Source organism: Microbacterium sp. NPDC055442, assembly GCF_053644215.1.
Genome location: NZ_JBSHLF010000001.1, coordinates 884085 through 907054 on the forward strand (window position 1 = coordinate 884085; position 22970 = coordinate 907054).

Below are 22970 nucleotides of genomic sequence, written 5' to 3' on the forward strand. Positions count from 1 at the left end.
CTCATGTCCCCTCTGACCCCTGCTGCTCACGGATGCCGACAGCTTCCATGATCTTCTCTACGACGGCAAGATCTTCCCACGCCATGCCGACACCGGTGTAGACGGCGGGCGCACCGGGCCGGCGGCGCACAGTGCCGCGCACGAGGTCGGCGAGGTTGGCGACCGGCTGCTCCCCCGACGCCCATTCCTCGTCGCTGCGCGCACCGGCGAGGTTGCCGTTCTCGCGGAAGGCCGAGCCACGCGCTTCGACGACGAGGTCGGCGGCACGCACGAGGTCGGCGCCGAGCTCGCGGTTCTCGGTGCCGTGGGATCCGATCGCGGCGACGACGGCGTCCTCACGCACATCGCCGAGGTCGACCACGGGGGTCGTCGCCGATGTCGCCGTCACGATGACATCGGCCGTGCGCAGGGCGTCCTGCTCGGCGGCATCCGCGTTCAGGCCGTCGGCGCGAAGCTCGGCGACGGCCGCCGCCACACGATCGGGGGTGCGTCCGATGAGCGAGACGCGACCGACCGGCACCGTGTCGGCGATCGTCCGCACGTGCTCGATCGCCTGCGGCCCCGAGCCGATGACGGCGAGATGGATGGGCGCGGTGGGAGCACCACCCGGCGCAGCGGCCAGCAGGTGGGCGATCGCGACGGTCGTCGCCGCCGGCGTGCGCAGTGTCGTCAGTCGCGTACCGTCGAGCATCGCGATCGGCTGCAGCGTCTCGCGGTCGAAGAGCAGGTACCAGGCGTGGATCTTCGGCAGCCCGAGCGACGTGTTCTCGGGCGCGATCGTGGCGACCTTGACTCCCGCCGTCGTCGTCGACTGCGACGGCATGAGCAGGAACTCGCCCTTGGCGAGCGGCGCGAAGAGTCGTTCGTGGTCGTTCTCGATGTCCCAGCCCGAGCGCAGGGCGTCCTCGATCGCGGCGACGGCGTCTCGCCGGGTGAGCGTGCGATCGATCGTGGCGGCATCTACGAGTTTCACAGCTGGAACCCCTTCGGGAACGGATCGGACGGGTCGAGCATGTACTGTGCCGTGCCCGTGACCCACGCGCGCCCGGTGATCGTGGGGATGACCGCCGGGATGCCGGCGACCGAGGCCTCCTCGACGAGGCGGCCGGTGAACGAGGTTCCGATGAACGACTCGTTGATGAAGTCGGTGTGCAGCGGCAGCAGCCCCCGGGCGTGCAGCTGCGCCATGCGCGCGCTCGTGCCGGTGCCGCAGGGCGACCGGTCGAACCACCCCGGGTGGATGGCCATGGCGTGGCGCGAGTGCTGCGCCGTCGAACCCGGTGCCTCGAGATAGACATGGTGGCATCCGCGGATCGTCGGATCGACGGGATGCACCGGCATGTTCGTCTCGTCGACGGCGGCCATGATCGCCAGGCCCGCACGCAGCAGGTCGTCCTTGCGCGCGCGCTCGAAGGGCAGGCCGATGCTGTCGAGCGTGACGATCGCGTAGAAGTTGCCGCCGAACGCGAGGTCGTACGTCACGGTGCCGAGCCCGGGCACCTCGACGGTCTGGTCCAGCCCGACGACGAACGACGGGACGTTGCGGATCGTCACGCGCTCGGCGTGCCCGTCCTTGACCGCGACGTCGGCGACGACGAGGCCCGCGGGGGTGTCGAGCCGGATCGTCGTGACGGGCTCGACGACGGGGACCATGCCCGTCTCGACCAGGACCGTCGCGACGCCGATCGTGCCGTGCCCGCACATGGGCAGGCAGCCCGACACCTCGATGTAGAGCACGCCCCAGTCCGCGTCAGGGCGCGTCGGCGGCTGCAGGATCGCCCCGCTCATGGCGGAGTGACCCCGCGGCTCGTTCATGAGGAACGTGCGGATGTCGTCGTTCTCGGCCATGAAGCGCTGACGGCGCTCCTCCATCGTCGCCCCGGGGAGCATGCCCACTCCGCCCACGATGACGCGGGTGGGCATGCCCTCGGTGTGCGAGTCGACGGCGTGGAAGACACGCTGCGTACGCATGATGGTCCTTCGGGGTCAGATTCGGATCAACGGTAGCCCTTGGCGAGGACCGCTTCGGTGTCGGCGATGATCTGCGCGTTGATCTCTTCGGGCAGCGCCAGACGCGGCGGGCGTGTCGTGATGTTCGACAGCACACCGGCGACCTGCTGCGAGAGCTTGATCGCCTGGACGAACAGCGACTTGGAGTCCCAGCGCAGCAGCGGGTGCAGGTCGCGGTAGATCTCGCGCGCCTTGACCCAGTCCTGCGGGTCGTCGGACGTCGAGAGGTTGTAGAGCTCGACGGTCGTCTTCGGGATGGCGTTGGGGTAGCCGGCGACCCAGCCGCGGGCGCCGTTGATGCCGAGCTCGAACACGACGTCGTCGGTGCCGATCGAGATGTCCAGGCCCGGAGCGAGCTCGCGGATCGCGAACGAGTTGCGGACGTCGCCCGAGAACTCCTTGACCGACACGATGAGGTTCTCGTCGTAGAGGCGCGCGAGCAGGTCGGGACGCAGGTCCACCTTGGTGTCGAGCGGGTTGTTGTAGGCGAGGATCGGCAGGCCCACGGCGCCGACGCGGCGGAAGTGGTCCATGACCTCTTCGTCGCTCGCGCGGTAGGCGTTGGGGGGCAGCAGCATGACGGCGGGAGCGCCGTGCTCGGCGGCGTGCTCGGTCAGGCGCACGCTCTCCAGCGCCCCGTAGGCACCGACACCGGGGATGACGACGACACCCTCGGGGGCAGCCTCCACAGCGGTCAGGAAGACCTGGCGACGCTCCTCTTCGGTGAGCGTCTGGTACTCGCCGAGCGACCCGTTCGGGATGATGCCGGTCACGCCGTTGTCGGTCGTGAAGCGGATGAGCTCCGCATAGGCATCGTGGTCCACCGAGAAGTCGGAGTTGAAGGGGAGCGTGGTGGCGAGGTTGACACCGTGCCACGGCTTGTGTTCGGTCATGTGCGTTCCTTTTCCGCTAGGTACAATTGCAATGTTAGTACGCCGGAGGGTGGGAAGTCCAGCGTCATTCCCGTGAGGGGAGAACGAGCCGGCGCCGAGGCTCCTCGTTGCCCGCGCGATCGGTCGCGGTGTAGACGATCACCTGCTCCTCGTCGCCGAGCGCGCGGACGAACGCTTCCTGGAATGTCGCGATGAAGGTGCCCTCGCCTTGCCACTGGATGCGCTCCACCCCCGACATGTCATCTCGGGCGGTGAAGGTGATCTCGACGGCGGCGCCGAGTCGAGCGACCGTCGCGGTGGTGACCGGCGCGACCGTGTCGATGTGGAGCGTGCGGACGGCGACACCCGTGCGCCCCGAGGCGACGGCGCGGGCCTCGACCCGGATCGTGCCCTCCCGATCCAGCACGACGGGTCGGTCGTACCGCGACCAGGGCCCGTCATCGATTCGCATCTCGACGACCGGATCGGCATCGTCCTCGCCCCAGGTCTGGACTTTGACCTCGACGCTGGGCCGCTGCAGATGCCACCCGGATGGCGCGGCATCCGGGTGCACGATCAGCTCGACCGCGGGCGCCGACGGTGCGGCGTCGTCCAGTCGCCCGAGGGCGAGCTGCACCTCGCGGCGGGCGGCCTCGACGTCGGCGATGCTCTCGCCGGGTTCGGGTCCCGGGCCGAACGGATCGGCCTCGAGGGCCGCGCGCAGCACCGTCTTGGCTTCGGATCCGCCGAGAACTCCGTCGGCGCAGCCCCGCTCGACGGCGGCCATGACGCGTGCGAGGAAGGCCGGTCGAGTCGTCGGCACCGGCTCGGCCCAGACGTCGTCGAGCACGCTGCCGCCGTCGGCGCGACGTCGGGCTGCGACGCCCGTGTCGGCACCCGCGAAGGCGATCGTCTCGTCGTCGGCGCGGACGTACATGTGGTATCGCTCGTCGGCTCCGGTCCACACGGGCGTGAAGGGCAGACCTCCGATGCGCACCGCGCCATCGCGCTCGAGCGCGGCCGCGGGCGACGGGTCGTCGGCCAGGATCGTGCCTCGCAGCGTTCGCCGGCTGTGCAGAGCGACGTCGAGCAGCGTCGTGGCATCGGATCGCGCGACGAGCACCGACGGCCCGAAGCTCACGTTCTGCAGCCGGGGATCGTCGATCGTCCCCGCCGCGCGCAGTCCCATCGGCAGGTCGAGCTCGAGTTCGTCGCCGGGTGCCCACGTTCGCGTCACGGTCGCATACTCGCCGGCGCCCGCAGCGAGCGCGATCTCCTCACCGGCGATACGCGCCGTCGGCTCGCCGATGACCCACGAGGGGATGCGCGCGTGCACCGTGACCGGCACGCCCGCGGCATCCGTCGGCTCCATCCGCAGGCGAACGCGACCGGCGAAGGGCAGGTCGGTCTCCATGCGCACGGTCACTCCGTGCTCGCGCCACCGGAGCTCGGCGGGCGTGTAGAGGTTGACCCACAGCTCCGGCCGGGAGCCCGTGCCGCGGAAGAAGACGGCGCTCTGGTGGGTCACATGGTTCTCCAGGCCCGTCCCGCCGCAGCACGTGCCGATGTTGTCGTACTCGGGCAGGGCTCCCGGATGCACGGGGAACATGTAGGTGACTTCCGGACTCGTGTCCGACCGGGCGTCGCGGCGCGAACCCAGGATGTGGTTGAGGAGGCCGCGCTCGTAGTACTCCATGTAGGCGGGATCCAGCGTGTGGGCGAACAGCAGCCGCGCGAGCTTGAGCAGGTTGTAGGTCGCACACGTCTCGGCGTTGCGATGGCCGATGTCACCGGCGACCACGTCGGCCGGCCCCCACAGCTCGCTCTCGCCCGTGCCGCCATGCGCGTAGATCCGACCGGGCACGACGCGGTTCCACATGCCGATCGCGGCGTCGAGGTATCGCCGGTCGCGGGTCAGTTCGTACTCGTGCACGTACCCGATGAGCTGCGGCAGGTGCTGGTTGGCGTGCATCCCGTCGAGGATGTCCTCGCCCGCGGCGCCGGCATCGAGCACATCGCTCTGGTCGAACAGTCGCGCCGTCTCGAGGAAGAGCGGTTCGTCGGCGACCGCACTCAAGCGCGCCATCGTCTCGTTCATCCCCCCGAACTCGCCCGCGATGTACAGCGACCACATGCGCTGGCGGCGCGTGTCGTCGAGCAGCGAGAGCCGGCCGTGCACCCAGTGACCCATCGCCGTGACGACCTCGAGCGCCTGCCCGCTGCCGGTCAGTTCGTGGGCGTCGAGCAGCCCCGCCATGATCTTGTGGCACGTGTAGTACGGCGCCCAGATCTCGCCATACGGGGCGAAGTGCTCGAGCCGCGAGAACTGCCATTCGCCGTATGCCGCGAGAAAGCCGGGATGCGAGAACCGGCCGGTCGCGGCGAGCGCCTGCTGCACCTCGGCCAGCCCGGCCACCATCTCGTCGACCTTCGCTCGCAGCGCCTGGTCCCCCTCACCGGCCGCGGCGAACGACAGCATCGACAGGAAGTGACCGGCGTAGTGTCCGCGCAGCAGGTTCGCCGTCGGAGCGCCCTCGCGGCCGGGATAGTCGTGCTCGCTCCACGGCTGCTCGTCGGGGTGGCCGAAGTCCTCCCAGGCACCGGGTGCGGCGGCACCACGGGTGTCCAGCCCGGCATTGGCCCGGAACACCGCGAGGAGACGGTCGATCGGATACGTGCGAGCGAGATGCAGCATCTCGTCCCTCGCGCGGACGAACACGCTGCCCTCGAGCAGCGTCACGTCGGCGAGTGGGAATTCCCGGATGCTGCGGCTCGGCGACGTCGTCACGACGATGCGCCGAGCTGCGCGCGCGTCCACCGTTCGACGCCCTCGGCGTCGATCGGCAGTCCTGCGGAGAGCACCTCGGAACCGGTCGGTGTGACGAGCACATCGTCTTCCAGGCGCACGCCGATCCCCCGCAATTCGGGCGGCAGCGTGAGATCGTGCGCGTGGAAATACAGACCCGGTTCCACGGTCATGACGACACCCGGCTCCAGGTCCGCACCCATGTAGTCCTCGTAGTGCGCCTGACTGCAGTCGTGCACGTCGAGACCGAGGTGGTGGCCGATTCCGCATGCGAGGTAGCGGCGGTGCTGCTGGCCATCGGGCGAGAGCGCTTCGTCCACCGACACGGGCAGCAGATCCCAGTCGTGGAGGCCCTGCGCGATGACCTCCATCGCGGCGAAGTGGAAGTCGAGATAGGGCGTGCCCGGGCGGATGAGGTCGAGCCCCGCCCGGTGCGCCTTCTCGACGAGGTCGTGCACGGCGCGCTGCGGCGCGCTGAAGCTGCCGCCGGCCGGCACGGTGCGGGTGACGTCGGCGGTGTAGAGCGAACGCGCTTCGACGCCCATATCCAGCAGCAGTGCGGCGTCGGGCAGGATCGGCCCGTCGCAGCGCACCCAGTGCAGGATCGGCGCGTGCGGTCCGGACCCGACGATGGTCGAATACCCCGGACCGTTGCCGAAGGTGCGCGCATGCCGATCGAACGTCCCCTGCAGCCAGCGCTCGCCGAGCCCGTCGCGGATCGCGCGCGGGACCTCCGCGACGGTCGCGGCGAAGCCGGTGACCGTCGCGTCCACAGCCAGACGCAGCTGTCCGATCTCCCAGTCGTCCTTCACCATGCGCAGCTGCGACAGCGTGCGCTCGAGCTCGCTGGAGACGGTCGCGCCGACGGATGTGGCGAGCGCGGCCGCCGACCGCGCCGCCTGCGCACCGCGCAGTCCGGCGTGGCGGGGTTCGAGCGCTTCGAGCGGCTCGACGGTGATCCCGAGGGCATCAGCCCACTCCGGCAGACCCGCACTCGGGCCGACCCAGAGCTCGCCGTGTGCGGCGTCCGCGAAGAAGCCGGTATCTCCCGGCCGGTAGGGGCGAGGCAGGTAGAGCACGCTGTCATGCCCGCCGCGGGTCGCCCACATGACCAGGACGGCACCTTCGACCTGGCAGCCGGTGAGCCACACGAAGCTGCTGTCGGCGCGGAAGCCGTACGCGGCGTCGTCGTTGCGGATGGGCGCGCTGCCGGCCGCGGCGACCAGCGTCTGACCGGGAAGGGCAGCACTCAGCCGCGCACGGTGCACCGCTGCCGCCGCAGCCGTGCCGTCGGGCAGATCAGGGTGGACGGCGACGTCGTCCCATGCCTGCTCGACGAAGCGCGTGAAGGCAGGCACCTGCGCGAGGCGCGGATACCGGGTTCCGGCGTAGGGCGGACGCGTCGTCGCTTCGGGGGCGGTCATGACTGCTCTCCTCCTCGGTCTCGGACCATCTCGCGCAGCGTCGTGAACGTGCGGCCGGATCCGATCCCATCGTGTTCGAATTCGTTGGTCACCCAGTACTGGGATGCACCGATCCGCGACAGCGTGTCCAGCTGCAGGTGCGCGTCGACGAACATGTCGTCGAAGTAGACCGCCGCGGCGAGGGGGACCTCGTTCGCCGCGAGGCGGTCGGCGTCGTAGAGCGGGCTCCACCGCGTGCGCTCGGCGAGCACGTGCACGGCGTCGCGGAAGCCGCGGAGCAGCCGAACCTCGTCGAACATCCAGGGGAAGGCCATCTCGCCCGTGAACAGCAGCGGGCGGCGTTCCGGTCCGAACTCCGGACGACTCTCGCGTGCGCGCTGCGCCGACCATGCGGATGCACCGCTGGACGGATCGCCGTAGATCGACTCCTGCAGCGTCCAGAACAGAGCGCTGTTCGCGCTGGAGGTGAGCGTCATGACGTCCTGCAGGAAGCCCGACGAGAGGCGACCCGGACGAGCGAACGCCTTCTCGATGAGCCAGTGGAGGCGTTCGTGCCCCGGCTTCATGCCGAGGTCGGTGCCGAGCGACTGGAAGCGATGCACTGTGAGCGCGTCCCCGTCGGGCAGCGTGACATCGCCGTCGGTCAATCGGTCGGCGATCTGCGCGACCACTGCGGCATCGCCGGGGAAGCGGCGGTACAGCTCGCGCGTCTTGTCGGCGACCCGATCGAACGTGCGCGCATACACCTCGTCGGCGCGCGGCGGGGTGCCCGGGATGCCGCCGCATACGTAGCTGGCGGTGAGACCCTGCGGCGCCGTCGAGAGGTAGGTGAGGGTCAGGAAGCCGCCGAAGCTCTGTCCGAGCGTGGCCCACCGTCGCCCGCCGTACCGCGTCGCACGCACGTGCTCGAGATCGCGCACGATCGAATCGGCGCGGAAGAGCGCGAGCAGATCGGCGCCCGCTTCCGCGCTCATCCCCTCGACATCGACCGCCTCGAGCGGATGGCTGCGGCCGGTGCCGCGCTGATCGACGAGCACGACCCGATAGGTCCGCAGCGCCTCGTCGATCCACCCGTCGCGGCGAAGCGGCCGGGGGTTGGCGCCACCCGGCCCGCCCTGCAGATACGTCAGCAGCGGCAGGTCGTCGTTCACCCGATCCGGGTCGACGAGCTCGCGCACGAAGACCGTGATCTGCTCACCCTCGGGGGTGCTCCAATCCAGCGGTACCGCGACCTCTGTTTCAGTGACGTGGATGCCGGGCAGATGGTAGGACGTGGTCACGCGCTCGATGCTCCTTCGGTTCGGGGCGACACCGCTCGGCGAGCCGCTTCGGCCGCACGGCGTCTGCGATCCCATTCCGGATTGATCCGGGGAACCGCAGCCAGCAGCGTGCGGGTGTACTCGTCTCGCGGGTTCGTGAACAACTCGTCGCGCTCGCCCTGCTCGACGATGCGCCCGCGACTCATGACGGCGACGCGCGTCGCGATCTGACGCACGACGGCGAGGTCGTGCGCGATGAAGAGGTAGCCGAACCCCTCGTCGCGCTGCAGCGTCCGCAGCAGGTTGATGACCTGCGCCTGCACTGAGACGTCGAGCGCCGACACCGCTTCGTCGCAGATGACGAGTTTCGGTCCGACGGCGAGAGCCCGGGCGATGCCGATGCGCTGGGCCTGTCCGCCCGAGAACTGCGCCGGATATCGGCCGGAGTGGTCGGGATTGAGTCCCACGCGCTCCATGAGCGCCCGGGTGAAGGCGCGGGCACCGCCCGGAACCCGGCGCTTCTGGTATCGCAAGGGCGCCGTCACGAGAGTCTCGACGGTGTGCCGCGGGTTCAGCGACGAGTACGGATCCTGGAAGATCACCTGCACATCGCTGCGGAATTCGTGCAGCGCGCGGCCCGTGAGCCGCGTGACATCGCGCCCCTCGAACTCGATCGTGCCCGACGTCGGCTCCATGAGGCGCGCCACGATCCGCGCCGTCGTCGACTTGCCCGAGCCCGATTCGCCGACGAGCGCGAGGGTCTCGCCGCGGTGCACCTCGAGCGACACGTCGTCGACGGCGCGGAACGGTCGCGAGCGGGAGAACAGGCCCGAGTGACCGGGGAATTCCTTGACCAGCGCCGTTGCCCGGCACAGGGGCGTCGTGCTTGTCATCGCTGTCCCTCCTCAGGGGTCGCGACCGGCGTCGCCGATGTGGTGCGCAACTCGCCGATCTCGTCGTCGATGCGCGGCACGGCATCCAGCAGTCGCCGCGTGTACTCGCGCTGAGGATCGCTGAACACCGTCTCCACCGCGCCCCGCTCGATGAGCTCGCCGTTGCGCATGACCACGATGCTGTCGGTCACTTCGCTCACGACGGCGAGGTCGTGCGTGATGAGGATGAGTCCGGCGCCCGTGTCGCGACGGATCTCGGCGAGCAGGTCCAGGATCTGCGCCTGCACCGTGACGTCGAGCGCCGTCGTCGGCTCGTCGGCGATGATCAGCTCGGGCTCCATGCTGAGCGCCATGGCGATCATGATGCGCTGGCGCATGCCGCCGGAGAACTGATGCGGGTAGTGATCGACGCGCCGCGCGGCGTCGTGGATGTGCACGCGCTCCATGGCTTCGATCGCGACCTTCTTCGCCGCCCGGGCCGACACCCCGGAGCGGTGCGAGCGGTACGCCTCGGCGATCTGCGTGCCGACGGTGTAGTACGGGTTCAGCGACGACAACGGGTCCTGGAAGATCATCGCGATCCGATCGCCCCGCACGCGACGCATCGCGCGTTCCGGGAGCGTCAGCAGCTCCTGCCCATCGAAGCGGATCGAGCCGCTCGCCGAGCCGCCCTTGGGAAGCAGTCCCATGATCGCCAGGCTCGTCATCGACTTGCCCGAACCGGACTCACCCACGATCCCGAGGGCTCCCCCGCGGGGAACGGTGAAGTCCAGCGAGTCGACGACGCGCGCAGCGCCCCCGGCCGTGCGGAACTCCACGGTGAGACCTTCGACGCGCAGCAGCTCGCCGGCATCCGTCTGGTGCATCGTTCCCCCGGTCATGCGCGTGCAGCCGTTCGGACACGCGGATCGATCGCCGTGTAGAGCAGGTCGACGACGAAGTTGCCGATGATCACGAAGAACGCCGACAGCAGCGTGACCGCCATGATCACCGGCTGGTCGTTCGCCGCGATCGAATCGGCCGTGAGCTTTCCGACCCCGTTGAGACCGAACACCTTCTCGGTGATCACCGCGCCTCCGAGCAGGCCCGCGACATCCATGCCGAAGATCGTGACGATCGGGGTCAGCGCGGGACGCAGCGCATGGCGTCGCCACACGAGTGCGGGGCTGAGACCCTTCGCGCGCGCTGTGCGCACGAAGTTCTCCTGCAGCGTATCGATGACGTTCGCACGTGTGAGGCGCGTGTAGACGGCGGCGTAGCCGACCGCGAGCACGATCCACGGCATGAGGAAGTTGAGGAACCACTGCACCGGATCTGCGGCGAAGGGCACCGCCTGCGGGAAGGGCAGCCATCCGAGCGCGACGACGAGCACGAACTGCAGGAGCAGCGCGAGCACGTAGTTCGGAACCGACATGCCGCCCAGAGTCAGTGCGGCGAAGAACCGGTCGGTGAACCTGCCCTCCTTGGCCGCGCTGAGCACGCCCCCGATCACGCCGCCGACCAGCCACAGGACGGCCGCACCGATCGCGATCGTCGCCGAGATCGGCAGCCGCTGCACGATCATGTCGTTGACGAGCTGGCCGGTCTGGAACGAGTAGCCCAGGCACGGCGCGGGGCACGAGATGACCGCTCCGGCCACTTCGAACTCGCGTCCCGCGAACAGACCGCCGACATAGCCGAGGAACTGGGTCCAGAAGGGCTGGTCGATTCCGAGGTTCGCCCGGATCTGGTCGATGCGCTCGGGGGTGCAGTTCTTCCCGCAGATCTGCACCGCGGGGTCGGGCGAGAGCACGAAGAAGATGACATAGGTGAACAGCGTCACCAGGAACAGCACGAGCACCATGCCGGCTGCACGGGAGAGGATCATCCGGGTCATGCGCGCACCTCGGTGTTGCCGACGAGCGCACGGATGCGATCACCGAGCGTCGTGAAGGACAGCACGAGCAGGAACAGGAACGTGCCCGGGATGATGAAGTACATCGGGTCGACGGCGTACCACGGTGCCGCCGCGGCGATCATCTGGCCCCAGCTCGGCGTGGGCGGCACGACTCCGACACCGAGGAACGACAGTCCCGCCTCGGTTCCGATGTAGCCCGGAACGGCGAGCGTCGACATGACGACGATCGTCGACATGAGGTTGGGCAGGATCTCGCGGAAGATGATCGCGACGCCGCCGGCACCGGACGCGCGGGCCGATTCGACGAACTCGCGCTCTTTCAACGACAGCGTCTGTGATCGCACGATGCGCGCGAGGTACGGCCAGCCGAAGAGCGAGATGACCACGACGAGGAGCACCACACGGTTGTCCGCGGGAAGCGCGGAGAGGATCGCGATCATGAAGATGAGCGCGGGGAACGCCATGAGGAACTCCATGACGCGGGAGATGACGTTGTCGACCCAGCCGCCGAAGTAACCCGCGAGCAGTCCGAACACGGTGCCGAGGATGGTCGTCAGCAGGGTCGCCGAGAGCGCAACCGTCATCGAGACGCGTGCACCGTAGACGATGCGGGCGAAGATGTCCCGGCCGCTGCCGGGCTCGACGCCGAACCAGTGCTCGGCACTGATGCCGCCGAGCGGACCGATCGGGATCGCGCCCATGTTCGGATCGATGGCTGTCTGGTCGAACTCGTACGGCCCCCAGCCGCTGATCGCGACGATCAGCGGCGCGAAGATCGCCATGAGCAGGATCAGCGCGATGTAGCCGAGCGAGAGGAGCGCGCGGATATCGGTGAGAAACCCTCGGAGGAGCCGCCGGCCAGAGGCCGGGGGCGACTCCAGTGACTCTTCGAGCACTGGGTCGCCGCCCGGCGTGGCTTCGACCTCGAGATTGGTCGGACTGAAGGTCATCCTCAGCCCTTCGAGGGATCCTTCAGACCGATGATCGTCAGGTCGGTCATGCTCGTGCTGGGGTAGTACCCGGCGATGTTCGAGCCGGGCAGGAAGATCGCGTTCTCGAACACGAGCGGTGCGATCGGCGCGAGCTGCATGATCTGCTCGTCGAGCTCGCCCCAGGCCTGCTTCGCGGCGTCGACGTCGGTCATCGCCTGGATCTCGGCGATGCGGGCGTTGACATCCGCATCGTCGATCTGCGCGAGGTTCTGGTTGCCCTTCTCGGTGATCATGGCTCCGTCGAACAGCGGCGGGATGAAGGTGCTCGCGCTGGAGGCCCAGTCGGGGCACCAGCCGGTGATCGCGGCATCGTTCTGCTGCGAGGGCGTCGCGATGGTCTCGTAGTAGATCGCCGCGTCGATGACGTTGAGCTTGACCGTGATGCCGGCCTTCGCCAGCGCCTCTTGCACGGCCTCAGCCTGCGCCTGAGCGAGCGGGGTGGTGCGGATGTCGAGCGTGAACTCGAACCCGTCGGCGAGGCCGGCCTCTTCCAGGAGCGCCGTGGCTTCATCGATGTTGCCCGCGCCGTCGACGCCCGGGTACAGGTCGAACTCCTTGTGTCCGCTGACCGACGGCGGAATGATCGTCGTGGCCGGGTCTGCGAGCTGGTTGCCGCCCGAAGCGTTCTGCAGCGCCGAGCGGTCGAGCGCGAAGTTGACCGCCTGGCGGACGCGGACGTCGGTGAACGGCTCCTTCGTGGTGTTCAGCGACATGTACGTCGTGCAATAGGCCGGCGCCGGAACGGCACGCTCCTGCAGCTCGGGCGTCTGGATGCGCGGAAGCACGGCGGCGCTGAGCTTGCTCGAGATCGCGTTGACGTCAGCACCCTGGCCGGCGATCATGCGCTCGTCGATCGTGCCGGGGTCGATGCCGATGTCGAACTGCCACGCGTCGGGGTACGCCTTGCGCACGTCGTCGGTGTCGGCGTTCCAGTGCTCGTTGCGCACGAGCTTGATGGTGCTGCCGGGCGTGTAGCTTTCCAGCGTGTACGGACCCGATGCGATGACGTCGTTGATGAACTCGTCGCCGCCGCCCGTGCCGACCGGGAACGGCGCGGCGTTGGCCTGTGCGAGCACGTTGTCGAACTCGGGGAACGGCTCCTTGAGGTGGAAGACGATCGTCTTGTCGTCGGGAGTCTCGATCGTCGGCAGGTCACCCGACACGTACGGGCCCTGGTAGTCCTCGGGAGCGTCGATGACGTTCTTGAGGTACGGCGAGCCGATGCCGATCTGAGGGTCCCACGCGCGGGAGACGCCGAACTTGACCTCGGCCGAGGTGATGGGGTCGCCGTTGTCGAAGGCCAGGTCGTCCTTCAGCGTGTAGGTCCACGTCAGGCCGTCCTCGGATGCCTCGCCGAGCGACTCGGCGAGGTCGGCGACGATCGCGTTGGGGTCCTCCGCGTCTCCGGCGGCCTGCATCGTCAGACCGCGGTAGAGCAGGCGATAGAAAGCGTTCACGCCGCCGTCCCAGCCGCGAGCGGGGTCGAGGTAGGAGAAGTCGGTGTTCTGCAGCATGTGGACGGTGCCGCCCGGCTGGGCCTCACCGGTGGCGCCGGATGACTGCTCGGGGGCCGAGCCTCCGCCGGCGCAGCTCGTCAGCAGCAACGCCGCCGTCACGCCTGCGGCGAGCAGCCCGGCGGCCTTCTTCCTGGTGTCCATGGGTGGACCATCCCTTTCTCTTGCTTCCTTGCGTCGAGTGACTCGGACCATGAAACAACATGACGGTGCAATGTACAACTGCACTGTCAGATTGTTATCTTTACGGCGTGCCCGATTCGGAACCCTCCCCCACCATCGCGAGCTACCTGGCCGCGTTCGAGCCATGCCCCGGGCACCTCGACTTCGCCCGTTCGGGCCCGCCCGCGCGCTCCACGGCGCAGGCCGCTGCCGCGTACTGGTCTCGCATGACCATGGGAGATGTCGATGAAGCGTCCGAAGACGCCGCAGCACGCGTCGCAGTGTCCCGACTCACGGGCTTCGCGGCCGACGACATCGCGCTCATCCCGAACACGTCGCTCGGCCTGTTCCACACGGCTTTCGCGCTGCGCGGGGCCGAGGTGCTCGTCTCGCGAGGCGAGTTCCCCGCGAATCTCTACCCCTGGTGGCGCGCCGAGGAACTCGGCATCCTGCGCGTGCGCGACATGCCGGGCGCCCGCCTCACGGCACCCGTGACACCCGAACGTGTCGCTGCGGCGCTGCGCCCGAGCACGACAGCCGTCGCCGTCAGTGCCGTCGATTTCCGCACGGGATGGCGCGCCGACCTCGCGGGTCTGCGCGAAACGATCGGCGACCGGCTGCTCATCGTCGACGCGATCCAGGCTGCGGGCGTCGTCGATCTGCCGTGGCATCTCGCCGACGTCGTCGTCGCGGGCGGGCAGAAGTGGCTGCGCGCGGGGTGGGGCACGGGATTCGTCGCCGTATCCGAGCGCGCCCGCACACGTCTTGCTCCGCGCCTGAGCGGCTGGACGGCCGTCGAGCGGCCGACGAGCTACGACGGCCGGCGGCACCCGCTCGCCGCGGGCGCGCAGCACATGCGCGTGACCAACGGCTCGCCGGCATCCGCTCACGTGCTCTCGGCGGCTCTGGGGCTCGTCACCGACGTCGGCGTGCCCGAGATCGAGCGCCTGGTGTCCGCGCGCGTCACGGCGCTCGACGACCGCTTGCGCGCGGGAGGCGCCGATGTCGTCTCGCCCGCCGCGGCGTCGGATCGCGCCGGCATCGTCGTGGCGCGATGGGGCGACGGCTCTGCCGGAGAACGTCGGCGGAGACTCGCGGATGCCGGCATCACCACGACGCTGCACGGGCCCGACCGCATCCGGCTCTCGGTGCACGCGACGACGACACTCGACGACATCGAGACCGCGGCATCCGTTCTGCTGTCCTGACGCGTGAGGGAGCGCGGCCGGAACCGCGCTCATCCGCTCAGCTCAGAGTCGAACCCCTCGCCACGACCCGGCACGGCATCAGCTGCGGCCCGGCGGGAAGATCGACGCCGGCGATCGCGGCGGTGAGCAGCTGCGCGGCGCGTTGACCCATCGCCTCGAGGTTCATGTCGATGCTCGAGATCGGCGGACTGGTGTCGGCGACGATGAGCTCCCAGTTGTCGTAGCCGATGAGTGCGACATCCTCGGGCACGCGGCGGCCCGCCACGAGCAGCGCATCCAGCGCACCGCGGGCGATCTGGTCCGAGTCGCACAGGATCGCATCGAAGTCGATGCCGTCGCGCAGGGCGAACTGCGTCGCGGAGCGCCCCCACCGCTCCGTCCACTCGCCGTACTCGGTGCGCAGGGACAGTCGCGCACCGGACGAACCGGTCGCGAGCACTTCGTCGATTCCCTGCGCCCGGTCCGTCGCGGCCGCATCGGCGGGCGGGCCGGTGATGTGGAGCAGGCGCCGGCGCCCCGTCATGAGCAGGTGGCGTGCCGCGAGTCGGCCGCCGTCGACGTTGTCGGGCGTCAGCGAGCAGTCGGCCGGATCATCGGACGGCGTGTAGACGTACACGACGGGCATCGGCAGGTCCCCGAGAGATCGACGCGCATCGGTGCGGCTGCCCACGACCAGCAGCGCGTCGACGCGCGGAATGAGCGCACGGATATGGCGCTTCTCACGCACACGGTCCCCTCGCGCATCGCTCAGCAGAATCGCCGTCTCCTCCGCGCCGAACGCGTCTTCGGCGCCCATGAGGATCGGAAGGCTGAAGCGGCCTTCGAGGTCGGATGTCAGCAGGCCCACCGCACCCATGCGCCCCGTCGAGAGGCTTCGGGCGATCGAGTTTCCTTCGAACGAGAGCTGAGCGGCGGCCTCGTGGACGCGCGCGCGTGTGCCCGCCGCGACCTCGTCGCGCCCGTTGAGCGCCTTCGACGCCGTCGCCATCGACACACCCGCGAGCGCGGCGACGTCGGCCAGCCGCGGCTTGCGCGGGATCACCACGCGAAGCCTGAGTGTGGCAGCGGCGAAAACCCCGATCTCATGATTTCCACAGTATCGCCCTGGAAGACAAGGGCATAGATCACTCTGCGCGAAACTCTTGAAACCGCTTTCGGTCTGCTGTAGCGTCCCATTGCAGCACATCGCACGTCGTCGTGCACAGAGATCGAAAGGGCACGGATGCCGCACTCTCCTCTCGCCCGCGGGCCCATCGGAAACGGCACGCACGGGCTTCGCACGGCGCTTCCCGCCGACAGCACGGCCTCGGGCCGGCTGGCCGATTGGCACGCACGCAACCGCAGGACCTCGCTGCCCCACGGCATCCGAGAGCTGGAATCGCAGGGAAACCTCGACAACCTCCGCCGGCTGACCGGAGAGTCCGATGCGCCGTTCCGCGGGCAGCTGTTCGCAGACTCCGACGTCTACAAGATGCTCGAGGCGGTCGCGTGGGAACTCGGGCGCGCCGATGACGCGCAGCTGCGGACGTTCTTCGACGACACCATCTCTCTCCTCGAGCGCGCGCAACGCGCCGACGGCTACCTCGATTCGGCCTATCAGGACCATCCGGACCGGGAGCCGTGGAGCAACTTCGTGCACGGGCATGAGCTGTACTGCCTCGGTCACCTCATCCAGGCCGCCGTCGCAGCGCAACGCGCTCTGGGCGATGACCGCCTGATGCGCGTGTCGCAGCGGTTCGTCGCGCTCGTCGACGAACTGTTCGGCGCCGACGACCGCGTCGAGTACTGCGGGCATCCGCTCATCGAGACGGCGCTCATCGAGATGTATCGCACGACGGGGGATGCTGCCGCGCTCCGCCTCGCCGAGAGCTTCCTCCGCCGCCGCGGCTCGGGCTTCATCGGCGAAGGCGTGTACGGGGCCCCCTACTATCAGGACGACCTGCCCGTCCTGTCGACGACGACGATGCGCGGCCACGCCGTGCGCGCGCTCTATCTCAACCAGGGGGTCACCGACCTGTACCTGGAAGGCGGAGACCGCGATGCGCTCGCGGCGATGCGCGTGCAGTGGGACGACATGGTCTCGCGCCGCATCTACATCACCGGCGGCACGGGATCGCGCCATCAGGACGAGGCGTTCGGCGCGGGCTTCGAGCTGCCCGCGGATCGCGCCTACAGCGAGACGTGCGCGGGCATCGCCCTCTTCGGCTGGGCATGGCGCATGTACCTCGCGACAGGCGAGGCGCGGTATCTCGACACCGGAGAGATCGCGCTGCACAACGTCGTCTTGGCCGGCATCTCGGACAGCGGCGACACGTTCACCTACAGCAACCCCCTGCAGCGGCGGCGTGAGCACGTCGCGAGTCGCCAGGAGGAATCGTCCGAGCGGCTGTCGTGGTTCTCGTGCGCGTGCTGCCCGCCGAACCTGATGCGCACATTCGGATCGCTCGAGCACTACGTCGGCGCCGCCGGCGCAGGCGCCATCGACATCGCCCACTATCTGCCCGCATCGGTGAGCTACGGCGAGGCGACCCTGACGGTGCGCACCGACTACCCCGCGACGGGCGCCGTCTCGGTGACCGTCGCCGGGGATGCCCCCGGCACGACGCTGCGCCTGCGCGTTCCCGCATGGGCGCATCCGTCAGGGGTGTCCGTACTGGTCGACGGCGCACCGCGCGCCGCGTCCGTCGGTGAGGGCTGGATCGCGCTCGAGGACGCGCTGCGCGACGGCGCCGTGATCGATCTCGAGCTGCCGATGACGTTCGACGTGCGGCATCCGCACCGCCGTGCCGACGCCCTGCGGGGCAGTGTCGCCATCTCGCGGGGACCGGTCGTCTACTGCGCCGAGCAGGGCGACAACGACATCGACGTCGACGCGGCGCAGCTGTCGCCCGACTCGATCGTCACCGCGCTCGAGGTATCGACCGAGATCGGCCCTCTGGCGCGCGTTGCCGTCGGCGTCGTGCCGATCCCCGACGACGCGCCGCTGTACAGCACCCACGCTCCCGCTGCACCGGCGAAGCGTGCCGATCTCGTCCTGCGACCCTACGCGACGTGGGGCAACAACGGCGTCGACGCGATGCGGGTCTGGCTCCCGGCCGACTCCTGATTTCCACCCCAGAAAGGAACCCATCACATGCACAAGCACATCGCACGACGCGCCGCTGTCGTCGGCGTCGTGGCCGTGGCGGCGGCGACGCTCGCCGGCTGTGGCAGCGACGGCGGGGACGGCGACTCCTCGACCCTCACGGTCTGGACGCGCACCGACGGCGAGTCCTACATGCGCGACCTCGCGAAACAGTACGAAGACGCCAATCCCGGTACGACCGTCGAGGTCACCGCGATCCCCAACAGCGAGGTCCAGCAGAAGCTCGGCTCGGCGATCAGCGCGGGCGACAGCCCCGACGTCGTCGCGATCGACGTCGTCAAGGCGCCCTTCTTCATCGCAGCGGACGCCTTCCAGGACGTCACCGATCAGATCGGCGCACTCCCCTACGCCGGCGACCTGCTCGAAGGTCAGCTGGACGCTGGCACGTACGAGGGTCGCAACTTCACGGTGCCGTTCACGGCCGATTCCTCCGTGCTGTTCTACAACAAGGACCTGTTCACGCAGGCCGGCCTCGATCCCGAGACTCCCCCGCAGACGTGGGACGAGTTCGCCGCCGCTGCCAACGCGATCGGCGCCCTGGGCCCCGACTACGAGGGCTACCACTTCTCAGCAGGCTGTGGCGGATGCGCCGCATTCGCGCTCAACCCGATGATCTGGGCCGCCGGCGGAGACCCGATCGACTCCGCGAGCGGATCCCTGAACCCCGAGGCGACCTTCGACGATCCCGTCGTGGTCGAGTTCGTCGAGCTGCTCAACGGCATGGTCGCCGGTGGCGGCATCACGACGGCGAGCCAGGTCGACGGAGGCGAGAACTACGGCGGTTCGTTCGACAGCGGCATGCTCGGCATGGTCGCCAGCGGCTCGTTCTACCTGAGCCAGCTGCAGAGCACGCCTCCCGACTTCGAGGTCGGCGTCGCGACGCTGCCGGGCAAGACGGCGGGCGAAGGGGCATCGTTCGCGGGCGGTGACGTGCTCGCGATCCCGGCCGGATCCCCCGACCCGGATGCCGCGTGGTCGTTCATCGAGTGGGTCACGGGCGACGACGCGCAGACCCATCTCGCCGAGGACGGGTTCACTCCGGTGCGAACGGACCTCTACGACAGCGTGTACAGCGCGAAGGGCCCGGAGTGGGCCGCTCTCGCCGCCGCGACCCTCGAGGGACGCGTGCCCTACACGGTCGCCTTCAACGCCCTGTTCAGCGACCCGAACGGCCCCTGGGTGAGCCTCATGCAGGCCGGCGTGTTCGGCAGCGACGTGCCCGCCGCGGCCGAAGCGGCGCAGCGCACCGCACAGCAGATCGTCGACGAACCCGGACAGTAACGGCACGGTGGGGACCGCCTCGCGCGGTCCCCACCGTCATCCCGAAGGATTCACCATGACGCGAGCGGTCACCCCGCCGAGCACTCGGCTCCGCACCCGGCTGGCGTGGACGGGCTTTCTCGCCACGGTGCCGGCGCTCACCCTGACCACGGCGCTGTTCGTCGTTCCGGTCGTCCTCATGCTGTGGATGAGCCTGCATCGCTGGCCACTCCTGGGCGAGCCGCGGTTCATCGGCCTCGACAACTACGTGCGCGCGTTCACGACCGACACCACCTTCCTCGGCTCGCTCGGGTTCACGCTGCTGTACACCCTCATCATCACGCCCGTGCTGTTCGTGCTCGGGTTCGCCCTGGCCCTGTTCATCCGTCGATCGAGCCGTGGCAGTGCGTTCTTCCGCACCGTGTTCTTCACGCCGTACGTCATCGGCTTCGCCGCGGCGAGCTTCCTGTGGCTGTGGTTCATCGATCCGACGGCGGGACCCGTCGCAGCGATCACTGCGGCGCTGGGGATGCCGCTGGATCAGGTCGCGTGGACGACGCAGACCTGGCCGGGCCTGATCAATGTGTGCGTCATGGTGACGTGGAAGGTCGTCGGCTTCCAGATGATCCTCCTGCTCGGCGGCCTGAACGGCGTGCCCGAGGACGTGCTGGAGGCGGCTCAGCTCGACGGCGCCGGATGGTGGCGTCGCCTCTTCAGCGTCGTGCTGCCGCTCATGCGCCCGACCGTGATCCTGGTGCTGGTCTTCTCGGTCGCGGGATCGCTGCTCGCGTTCGAACAGTTCTTCCTCATCACGAAGGGTCGCCCCGACAACGAGACGGTCACCGCCGTCTACTGGATCTACAACATCTCGTTCACGAAGTTCGAGCTCGGCTACGGCGCTGCGCTGTCGGTCATCATGCTCGTGCTGCTGGTCGTCGTCTCGGCCCTGCAGATCCGGCTCCTGAGAGGAGGCGACCGTGGCCGTTCGTGACACCGAGCGCGACGAAACCGCAGCCGAGCTCGCCACGGCCACGCTCACCACCGACCGCGGCATCCGCCGAGGCGGCGACGTGCGCCGCTGGACCCGTACCCGTCGCTCGGGAGCGGGCGTGTGGTGGTGGGTCGGAGGCCTGCTCCTGGCCGCCCTCTTCCTGCTGCCGCTCGTGACGACCCTCACGGGCAGCCTCAAGTCGCCCGAAGAGCTCAGGCAGCGTCCGCCGACCCTTCTTCCGACGGAGATCTCGTTCGACGCGTGGGAGCGCATGTTCGATCCGGGCGAGGGCGTGCTGCGCGGCATCCTGAACAGTCTCGTCGTCGCGGGCGGCACCGTCGCGCTCGCGGTTGCGCTCTCGGTCCTCGCCGGGTACGGCCTGGCACGCTATCGGTTCCGCGGATCCGGAGTCGTGTTCGCCGTGATCCTCGCCGGCATGATGATCCCGTTCACGGTGCTGCTGACCCCCATCAGCGTCGTGCTGCGCGAACTCGGATTGTTCAACTCGCTGCTGGGTGTCGTGCTGGTCTACACGACCTACCAACTGCCGTTCTGCGTCTTCATCATGCGGAACTCGTTCGCCGCGATCCCCGACGAGATCGAAGAGGCATCGCTGATCGATGGCTGCACGCGATGGACGAGTCTGCTGCGGGTGTTCCTTCCGCTGGTCGTCCCCGGAATCGTGACCTCGGCGATCTTCGCGTTCCTCAACGCGTGGAACGAGTTCCTCGCGGCGCTCGTGCTGCTGACCGACCAGAACAAGTTCACGCTGCCCGTCGTGCTGCAGAGCAATCAGATCGGCCGGTTCGGCACGGTCGACTGGGGACTGCTCGACGCGGGTGTCGTCGTGTCGATGGTGCCCTGCCTCATCATCTTCTTCCTGCTGCAGCGTCACTACGTCAACGGCATCTTCGCAGGAGCTGCGAAGTGAGGCGTGGCACGCTGGAGTGATGAGTTCGGATGCCGCTCCCCCGCGCCGTGCACCCCTGCGCGCGCGACTGCTCACGGCTTTGTCGGGCCACCCCGACGGCACCCCGCCATGGGTGCGTGCCCTCGCGGCAGGCGACGATGACGGCTACTTCGCCGACGGCGGTGCCGTGTGGACCGTGCACGCCGGACTCGGCACGTTCGTCGCGGGCATCCGCGCGCTGCTCATCCAGGCTCTGAACCCCGGCGCGATGGCCGGAGTGCACGACTACTCCCGCTATCGCGAAGACCCGATCGGACGCCTCGCCGGCACCGTGCGGTGGATCATCTGCGTGACCTACGGCTCGACCGAGCAGGCGCAACGCGAGACCGCCCGCGTCGGGCGCATGCACGAGCGCGTGAGCGGCACGTTCGAGTCGGCGAGCGGCCCCCGCGCGTACTCGGCGTCGGACGCGGATCTCGTCGAGTGGGTGCACCTCGCCTTCACCGAGGCGTTCCTCGGCGCGCACGAACTGTGGGGCGGTCCCATCCCGGGCGGCCCCGACGCGTACGTCCGCGAGTGGGCGACGGCCGGACGCCTCATGCACGTCGCCGACCCGCCCGAATCCGAGGCCGAGCTGCGCCGACGCCTCGACGGATACCTGGACCGCCACGAGCTGCGCCGCGACGAACGCGTCGACGACGTCGTGCGGTTCCTGCGCGGCATCCCGTTTCGAGGGTCGATGCGCATCGCGTATCGCGTGCTGTTCGCCGCCGCCGTGGCGAGCCTGCCCCACCGGTACCGGAAGCTGCTCGGCCTGCGCCGGTCACCGTTCCCCGTCATCACCCTCACGCGCGTCGTGCTGGCGATCTCCGCCCGTGCGCTGGGGTCGGGGCCGCGCGCGCAGGACTTCGCGCGCGAACGCCTGCGCCGCCTCGCCACGACGTCCGGGCCGGTGACGCCGGCCACGCCGCGAGGCCGCCCGTGAGCGAGGACCCGCGGCTCACAGCGGCGCGCTACCGACAGGAGCGCGACGCGGCGGAGCCGCCCGAGCCCGCGGCATCCGATGAGGTTCCGCGCTCGCCCACCGGCTCGAGCACGCTCGATCGCGCGGCGTACGTCGAGACGGCGATCCAGCAGGCCATCCGCCGCGGCGACTTCGACAACCTACCCGGAGCGGGAAAGCCCATCCGCGGACTCGGGGCGCACCACGACGCCGACTGGTGGATCCGCCGCAAGATCGAGCACGAGCAGCTCACGGGCCTCGGACCGCCCGCGCTCTCGCTGCGCGTCGAGCACGCCGAGTTCGCTCAGCGCATCGACGCCCTCGCGAACGAGCACGACGCCCGGGAGTACGTCGAGGACTTCAACCGTCGCGTCGTCGAAGCCCGGCGCCAGCTGCTCGGCGGGCCGCCCGTCGTGACGCCCACGCGCGACGTCGACGCCGAACTGCGCGCATGGCGCGAGCGGCGCACAACGGCCGAGCCGGAGCCCGATGCCGCGCCCCCGCCGCGGCGACGCCGTCGGCGCCGGTGACCTCCGCCGCGCCCGCCGCGCGCCGTCCCGCCGCGCCGCCGTCCCGCCGCGCCGCCGTCCCGCCGCGCCGCTGTGCCGCCGTCCCGCCCTGCGC

19 protein-coding genes are annotated in these 22970 nt (G+C 69.4%); 7 read left to right on the top strand and 12 right to left on the bottom strand.

The features are described from left to right. Nucleotide 1: 1 nt before the first annotated feature. The 11 genes from ACWIBS_RS04365 to ACWIBS_RS04415 all read right to left on the bottom strand — a co-directional run bounded on the left by ACWIBS_RS04365 (nt 2) and on the right by ACWIBS_RS04415 (nt 13811). Nucleotides 2–973 (bottom strand): ornithine cyclodeaminase family protein, encoded by a 972-nt coding sequence (locus tag ACWIBS_RS04365; protein WP_376128499.1) that lies wholly within the window; start codon nt 971–973, stop codon nt 2–4. After that, complete coding sequence (locus ACWIBS_RS04370) at nt 970–1971, bottom strand: proline racemase family protein (RefSeq protein ID WP_376128501.1); 1002 nt, start codon at nt 1969–1971, stop codon at nt 970–972. The genes ACWIBS_RS04365 and ACWIBS_RS04370 overlap by 4 nt, the downstream gene beginning before the upstream one ends. 26 nt (nt 1972–1997) lie before the next feature. Then, nucleotides 1998–2903 (bottom strand): dihydrodipicolinate synthase family protein, encoded by a 906-nt coding sequence (locus tag ACWIBS_RS04375; protein ID WP_376128502.1) that lies wholly within the window; start codon nt 2901–2903, stop codon nt 1998–2000. Between the two features lie 64 nt (nt 2904–2967). Beyond that, entirely contained in the window at nt 2968–5700 is a 2733-nt protein-coding gene (locus ACWIBS_RS04380) for a beta-L-arabinofuranosidase domain-containing protein (protein WP_376128504.1), read from the bottom strand. Then, nucleotides 5667–7112, bottom strand: a complete 1446-nt coding sequence (locus tag ACWIBS_RS04385; protein ID WP_376128506.1) for an aminopeptidase P family protein — start codon at nt 7110–7112, stop codon at nt 5667–5669. The genes ACWIBS_RS04380 and ACWIBS_RS04385 overlap by 34 nt, the downstream gene beginning before the upstream one ends. Continuing rightward, nucleotides 7109–8392 (bottom strand): alpha/beta fold hydrolase, encoded by a 1284-nt coding sequence (locus ACWIBS_RS04390; RefSeq protein WP_376128508.1) that lies wholly within the window; start codon nt 8390–8392, stop codon nt 7109–7111. The genes ACWIBS_RS04385 and ACWIBS_RS04390 overlap by 4 nt, the downstream gene beginning before the upstream one ends. Next, on the bottom strand, nt 8389–9264 hold the full coding sequence (locus ACWIBS_RS04395; RefSeq protein ID WP_376128510.1) for an ATP-binding cassette domain-containing protein: 876 nt from the start codon (nt 9262–9264) through the stop codon (nt 8389–8391). Before ACWIBS_RS04395 ends, ACWIBS_RS04390 begins: the two co-directional genes overlap by 4 nt. Continuing rightward, nucleotides 9261–10145 (bottom strand): ABC transporter ATP-binding protein, encoded by an 885-nt coding sequence (locus ACWIBS_RS04400; RefSeq protein WP_376128512.1) that lies wholly within the window; start codon nt 10143–10145, stop codon nt 9261–9263. Before ACWIBS_RS04400 ends, ACWIBS_RS04395 begins: the two co-directional genes overlap by 4 nt. After that, a complete protein-coding gene (locus ACWIBS_RS04405) occupies nt 10142–11140 on the bottom strand; it encodes an ABC transporter permease (protein WP_376128514.1) in 999 nt (332 codons plus the stop codon). The genes ACWIBS_RS04400 and ACWIBS_RS04405 overlap by 4 nt, the downstream gene beginning before the upstream one ends. Beyond that, entirely contained in the window at nt 11137–12111 is a 975-nt protein-coding gene (locus ACWIBS_RS04410; RefSeq protein ID WP_376128515.1) for an ABC transporter permease, read from the bottom strand. The genes ACWIBS_RS04405 and ACWIBS_RS04410 overlap by 4 nt, the downstream gene beginning before the upstream one ends. A 2-nt stretch (nt 12112–12113) precedes the next feature. After that, nucleotides 12114–13811 carry an ABC transporter substrate-binding protein gene (locus ACWIBS_RS04415; protein ID WP_376128517.1) on the bottom strand — a complete coding sequence of 566 codons (1698 nt, stop codon included), beginning with the start codon at nt 13809–13811 and terminating at the stop codon, nt 12114–12116. A gap of 107 nt (nt 13812–13918) precedes the next feature. Between ACWIBS_RS04415 and ACWIBS_RS04420 the strand changes: the two genes are divergently transcribed. Beyond that, a complete protein-coding gene (locus tag ACWIBS_RS04420; protein WP_376128519.1) occupies nt 13919–15037 on the top strand; it encodes an aminotransferase class V-fold PLP-dependent enzyme in 1119 nt (372 codons plus the stop codon). A gap of 37 nt (nt 15038–15074) precedes the next feature. Here ACWIBS_RS04420 and ACWIBS_RS04425 read toward each other — a convergent pair whose 3' ends face one another. After that, nucleotides 15075–16079 carry a LacI family DNA-binding transcriptional regulator gene (locus tag ACWIBS_RS04425; protein WP_376128521.1) on the bottom strand — a complete coding sequence of 335 codons (1005 nt, stop codon included), beginning with the start codon at nt 16077–16079 and terminating at the stop codon, nt 15075–15077. Nucleotides 16080–16259: 180 nt separating this feature from the next. Between ACWIBS_RS04425 and ACWIBS_RS04430 the strand changes: the two genes are divergently transcribed. The 6 genes from ACWIBS_RS04430 to ACWIBS_RS04455 are packed head-to-tail and all read left to right on the top strand — an operon-like array spanning nt 16260 to nt 22876. Beyond that, nucleotides 16260–18143: a glycoside hydrolase family 127 protein gene (locus ACWIBS_RS04430; RefSeq protein WP_376128523.1), complete on the top strand. Its 1884-nt coding sequence runs from the start codon at nt 16260–16262 to the stop codon at nt 18141–18143. Between the two features lie 27 nt (nt 18144–18170). Further along, on the top strand, nt 18171–19463 hold the full coding sequence (locus tag ACWIBS_RS04435; protein WP_376128525.1) for an ABC transporter substrate-binding protein: 1293 nt from the start codon (nt 18171–18173) through the stop codon (nt 19461–19463). A 55-nt stretch (nt 19464–19518) separates the two neighbouring features. After that, on the top strand, nt 19519–20433 hold the full coding sequence (locus ACWIBS_RS04440; RefSeq protein WP_376128527.1) for a carbohydrate ABC transporter permease: 915 nt from the start codon (nt 19519–19521) through the stop codon (nt 20431–20433). Further along, nucleotides 20420–21364: a carbohydrate ABC transporter permease gene (locus tag ACWIBS_RS04445; protein WP_376128529.1), complete on the top strand. Its 945-nt coding sequence runs from the start codon at nt 20420–20422 to the stop codon at nt 21362–21364. Before ACWIBS_RS04440 ends, ACWIBS_RS04445 begins: the two co-directional genes overlap by 14 nt. A 19-nt stretch (nt 21365–21383) precedes the next feature. Then, complete coding sequence (locus ACWIBS_RS04450) at nt 21384–22328, top strand: oxygenase MpaB family protein (protein ID WP_376128531.1); 945 nt, start codon at nt 21384–21386, stop codon at nt 22326–22328. Next, entirely contained in the window at nt 22325–22876 is a 552-nt protein-coding gene (locus ACWIBS_RS04455; protein WP_376128533.1) for a DnaJ family domain-containing protein, read from the top strand. The genes ACWIBS_RS04450 and ACWIBS_RS04455 overlap by 4 nt, the downstream gene beginning before the upstream one ends. Nucleotides 22877–22970 lie beyond the last annotated feature (94 nt).